Source organism: Desulfovibrio piger, assembly GCF_012843875.1.
Classification (GTDB): domain Bacteria; phylum Desulfobacterota; class Desulfovibrionia; order Desulfovibrionales; family Desulfovibrionaceae; genus Desulfovibrio.
The window spans coordinates 1-4,875 of the sequence record NZ_JABAFY010000086.1; the positions used below are offsets into that span (position 1 = coordinate 1).

At 59.1% G+C, this 4,875-nt stretch carries 6 protein-coding genes and 1 pseudogene; 5 read left to right on the forward strand and 2 right to left on the reverse strand.

All coding sequences use genetic code 11. The features are described 5' to 3' along the window. The first annotated feature begins 310 nt into the window (after positions 1–310). The 5 genes from HF854_RS12065 (at position 311) to HF854_RS12085 (ending at position 4,341) form a co-directional block, all read left to right on the forward strand. Positions 311–673: an ABC transporter substrate-binding protein gene (locus HF854_RS12065; RefSeq protein WP_205906130.1), complete on the forward strand. Its 363-nt coding sequence runs from the start codon at positions 311–313 to the stop codon at positions 671–673. Positions 674–984: 311 nt separating this feature from the next. Further along, positions 985–1,593, forward strand: coding sequence for an ABC transporter permease (locus HF854_RS12070; protein WP_346765663.1), 609 nt, complete (start codon positions 985–987; stop codon positions 1,591–1,593). Positions 1,594–1,611: 18 nt separating this feature from the next. Then, positions 1,612–2,406: an ABC transporter ATP-binding protein gene (locus tag HF854_RS12075; protein WP_346765664.1), complete on the forward strand. Its 795-nt coding sequence runs from the start codon at positions 1,612–1,614 to the stop codon at positions 2,404–2,406. Then, a complete protein-coding gene (locus HF854_RS12080; RefSeq protein WP_168936506.1) occupies positions 2,397–3,161 on the forward strand; it encodes an acyl-CoA dehydratase activase in 765 nt (254 codons plus the stop codon). The genes HF854_RS12075 and HF854_RS12080 overlap by 10 nt, the downstream gene beginning before the upstream one ends. A 49-nt stretch (positions 3,162–3,210) precedes the next feature. Continuing rightward, positions 3,211–4,341 carry a double-cubane-cluster-containing anaerobic reductase gene (locus tag HF854_RS12085; RefSeq protein ID WP_168936507.1) on the forward strand — a complete coding sequence of 377 codons (1,131 nt, stop codon included), beginning with the start codon at positions 3,211–3,213 and terminating at the stop codon, positions 4,339–4,341. Positions 4,342–4,494: 153 nt separating this feature from the next. Here the strand turns inward: HF854_RS12085 and HF854_RS12090 are convergent, their stop codons facing one another. Next, the gene (locus HF854_RS12090) at positions 4,495–4,683 is read right to left on the reverse strand and encodes a hypothetical protein (protein WP_168936508.1); all 189 of its coding nucleotides are present in this window, start codon (positions 4,681–4,683) and stop codon (positions 4,495–4,497) included. 63 nt (positions 4,684–4,746) lie between these two features. Beyond that, a pseudogene (locus HF854_RS12095) lies at positions 4,747–4,875 on the reverse strand (IS5/IS1182 family transposase); the annotation flags it as partial.

Consider the following 4,875-nt stretch of genomic DNA (forward strand, 5'->3'; position numbering starts at 1 on the left):
AGCGTCTTTAGGCGCAGCCGGTAACAGGCCCTTACAGGGCCAGAGCAAACCACCCGCTTTGCGGGTGGTTCTGATTTCAGGACTGTCTTGATCCTTCCGGCGATAGGGAAAGGTCTCATAGCTGGTTGTTTTGGAAAAACTTTCAAGAGAACAGGGAGGGTACTTTACTTTGTATTCCTTCCTTCGTATGCTCAAAATATATCTGGTGTAGTATTTCTGGAGAGAATATGGATAGTTGGCGCATGCTTCTGTCTGGTCTGACCTGACGCTGTCTATGGTGGGGCTGTATGTCCTTGTCGCCGCAGACAGTTTGCTGACGCCTGTTTTCCGTCGCCTTTGTGTGGGGGTGGCCTCTGAAGAAATGATCGCCAAGCATCCTGAAGTGGTCCGGGCTTTCGTAGCCCTGATCTCCCGCGTGGGGGCCTGGTGCAATGCCCATCCCCAGCAGGCCGGTGAGGTCGCCGCCCAGTGGATCGGTCTGCCGCCCGAGGCCGGGCGCAAGTCCAGCCTTGTGTTCCTGGGAAGCTTCAATGACAGCTGGCTGCGCGGCGCGGATACCTATCTGCGTATCTTGGACAGCATGAACAAGTTCAGCGGCAGCCTGCGCCACAAGACCATGGAGCAGGCCCGCCCCCTGCTGATCAACGATTCGTTCCTTGATACCGGAAAATAGCCGGATCTCTTTGTAACCGCCGTTCCTTTTCCTGCGGCAGGGATGAGCCTCTGCCGCAGGCCACTCATTGCTTGCAGGTCGACTATGCCGGGACGAATCATCTTTTGGGCGGCGCCTCTTCTGGTGCCTGTGCTCTTCTTTATCGTATGGGAATCCATGGCGACACTGGTGGGCAACAGCCTGATCCTTCCTCCGCTGGAGGAGATCGGGGCCTTGCTGGCGCACCCGCTGGACAATGTCATCGCCATGGGCACGCTGGCAGCAATATCGGCATCAGTCTGGAGCGCGTCCTCTGCGGGTATGCGGCAGCCGTGCTGCTGGGAGTGCCTTTGGGAGTGGCCATGGGCTATTATGCCGGTCTGCATCGCCTGCTCAATCTTTTTCTGGGCATGTTCCGCCCCATCCCGCCTCTGGCCTGGGTACCGCTGGTGCTGGCCTGGTTCGGCGTCAGAAGCCTGGCAACGGCCATGGGCCTGCCGCGAAGCGAATTATATTATTATCTTAATAACTTGAAGATATCCATGCTGTTCATCATCTTCATCGGCGCGCTGTTCCCTATCCTGACCAGCGCCGTGCATGGTGTGCAGACGGTCAACCGCACGCTGGTGGATTCGGCCCGGGTTCTGGGGGCGTCCGAGCGGGACATCTTCACCAAGATCCTGCTGCCCGCCGCGGCTCCGTCCATCGTCAATGGCCTGCGCATAGGTCTCGGGGTGGCGTGGATGTGTTTGGTCTCCGCGGAGATGCTGCCCGGCAGCCTTTCCGGGGTGGGCTATCTGATCACACATGCCTATACCGTGGGACGCACGGACGTGGTCATTGCCGGCATGATCAGCATCAGTGTGGTGGGAGCCTTGCTGGATATGGCTTTTCAGTGGATAGAGCGACGCAAGTATGCGTGGAAACAGTTTTCCCGGTAGGCGCGTATGACGGAGAGTGTGCTTTCTGCCCGAAAGGTGCGCAAGCGCTTTCGCCTGCGTGAAGGTGAAGTGCTGGCCCTGAAGGGACTGGATCTGGATGTGCGGGAGAATGAATTCATCTGCATCGTGGGGCCCAGCGGTTGCGGTAAATCGACGTTTTTGCGCATGGCTGCCGGGCTTGAACCTGTCAGTGAAGGCGAGATCCTGTACCGGGGCCAGCCGGTGAAGACACCGCGCCGTGAGGTGGGCATGGTGTTCCAGGAATATTCCCTGCTGCCCTGGCGCACGGTGGAAGACAATGTGGCTCTGGGCCTTGAATTTGCCGGGAAAGGCCGCGAAGAGCGTCGCAAGGTGGCGCGCGAATATCTGGAGCTGGTGGATCTGGCCGCTTTTGCCCGGGCCATGCCCCATGAACTTTCCGGCGGCATGCGGCAGCGCGTGGCCATAGCGCGGGCCTTGGCCAACAGGCCTGACGTGCTGCTGATGGATGAACCGTTCGGGGCGCTGGATGCGCATACCCGTATCCTGTTGCAACGGGAGCTGCTGCGCATCTGGCAGCATCACAAGACCACCATCCTTTTCGTGACCTACGGGGTGGACGAGGCCGTATATCTGGCTGACAGGGTCGTGGTCATGTCGGCGCGCCCGGGAACGGTCCGCGCTGTCGTGCCGGTGGACATTCCCCGGCCTCGCCACCGTGGGGATCCTGAATATGCGCGCCTGACGGCTTCCATCCTGGAAATGCTGGATACAAGTGCCGGGACCGGGCGCGATGAGCGGAAAAATGATGCGGGAGGCTGTCCATGCCGGTAGCTGGAGTGGATGTGGGGTCTGTGGCCGCCAAGGCCGTAGTGCTGGACGAGGAAAAAAAGATCGTTCTTGGGCGGGCCGTTCTGCCCACTGGCTGGAACAGCCGTGAAGCCGGGGAACAGGTGCTGCAGGCCGCCTGCCGTGCCGCGGGAGTGGAGCCGGCGGGCCTGCGGCGTGTGGTCGGCACGGGTTATGGCCGCGTGGCCTTGCCCTTTGCCGACAAGGTCGTGACCGAGATCTCCTGCCATGCGCGCGGTGCCTCCTGGCTGTTTCCTGCCACAGGCGTGGTGCTGGACATAGGCGGACAGGACAGCAAGGTCATCGCGGTGGAAGACGGTGCTGTGCAGGATTTTGTCATGAATGACAAATGCGCGGCCGGGACAGGACGTTTTTTGCAGGTCTTGTCCGGTATCCTGGGCATGGAGCTGCCGGAGCTGGGGCAGGCCGCCGCCACCGGCAAACCCGTATCCATCTCCAGCATGTGCGCTGTATTTGCGGAGACAGAGATCATCGGGCTGCTGGCGCAGGGGACGGCCCCGGCCGACATCGCTGCGGGGGTATACCTGTCCATCGCACGCCGTATGCGGGGGCTGGCAGCACGTATCCCGCTGAAGGGAGAGTGCACCTTTACCGGTGGGCTGGCTACCAGTCCGGCATTCAGCGGACTGCTTGCGGCGGAGCTGGGAGTACCGGTCAATGTCCCTGACGATCCCCAGACCGTGGGAGCTTTGGGTGCGGCCCTCGTGGCGGCCCGCTGATAACGCAACGACGCCACCGGCACGCTCCGGAGCGCATGGGAGAATAAAGATGACATACGCAAGTCTTGAACATTTTCGGGATGTGACCAGCCGTAACGTGCTGGCCCTGCAGGAAGCCAGGGAAAAAGGTCGCAAGGTGGTGGGGCAGTTCTGCATCTATTCCCCGCTGGAGATCGCCCTTGCGGCGGGTGCCGTGCCGGTCTCGTTGTGCGGTACGAAGCAGGACTCCATCCCTGTGGCGGAAGAGGTGCTGCCGCGCTGTCTGTGTCCCCTGATCAAGAGCAGCTTCGGCTTTGCCCTGCAGGACAGCTGCCCCTATCTGGCGGCTTCTGACATCGTGGTGGCGGATGCCACCTGTGACGGCAAGAAAAAAATGTATGAACTGCTGGCTGCCTACAAGCCCGTGATGGTCCTGCAGCTTCCGCAGATCCAGGATGAACGCGCTCATGCCTACTGGCGGGAGCAGTACGCCTTGTTGGTGGCCCGTCTGGAACAGGACTTTGGCGTCCGGATAACGGAAGAGAAGCTGCGGGCTGCCATGGATCTGACGTCCCGCTTGCGTCAGGCCCTGAAAAAGGTGCTGGATCTGGCCCGCCGGCGTCCGTCGCCCCTGCGGGGTCTCGATCTGCTGGACATCTGTTTTCGGGCCTCGTTCATGCCGGACTATGAACAGGCCATCCGCTTGCTGGAGGCCATCCACGCGGAATTGCAGGACGCCCCGGCGGCTGTGGCTCCAGATGCTCCCCGTATCCTGCTGACAGGCGTCCCCACGGGTATGGGGTCGCACAAAGTCGTGCAATTGCTGGAAGAATGCGGTGCCAGCGTGGTCTGTATCGATAACTGCACCTGTTACAAGAAAGTCCTGCTGAACATGGAAGAAGAGGGGGATGCCCTGGACATCTTGGCCCGCCGCTATCTGGACATGCACTGCGCCGTCATGTCTCCCAACCCCCACCGCTATAGCATCCTGAAGGATCTGGCCCGGGATTTTGCCGTGGATGCCGTGGTCGATCTGACATGGCAGGGCTGCCAGCCGTATGATGTCGAGTCCTGGAGCGTCAAAAAATTCGTGCGCGAAGAGCTGGGCTTGCCTTTCCTGCAGGTGGTGACGGATTATTCAGGTACGGATACGGAGCAGCTCAAGGTCCGGCTGGAAGCCTTCCTGGAGATGCTGGCCTGAGGCACTTTCCACAGCTCATCCGTCGCATAGTAATATGCTATAATTATTGAATTTTCTTTTTTAGGAACAAACGAAAGATGCCATGGCAGCATATGCCATGGCATCTTTCATTCTGAGGGGAAGGAAGGAATTTGGGAATTCCGGCAGAATCAGCTACCAGTTTTCAGGATCGGCGTATTTTTCCTTGCCGAAGCTGCATGCACCGCACATGGATGTGCTGTTCACGAAATGGCCGTCTCTCGTATAGACATCGACCACAGGACCGTGCCCACAGGCGATGCATTTTTTCGTATAATTGGGGCGCAAGCGGCATTCGATGGGGGGCTGTTTTCTTTTGGTCATGATCTTTCTCCTTGAAGTGAAAAGAAAGCCTTGCCTTTGCAGAAATCACACTAGATAGTGTCGTCAAATTATGTTTGCCCACAAAGATATGCATCTGATTTGAACGGCGGCAAGGAAAGATGCACATCTTTTGGCATATCGTGTGGCAATTCCCCGCCAGCGCTTGAGATGGAGAAAAGCATTCTCGACAAG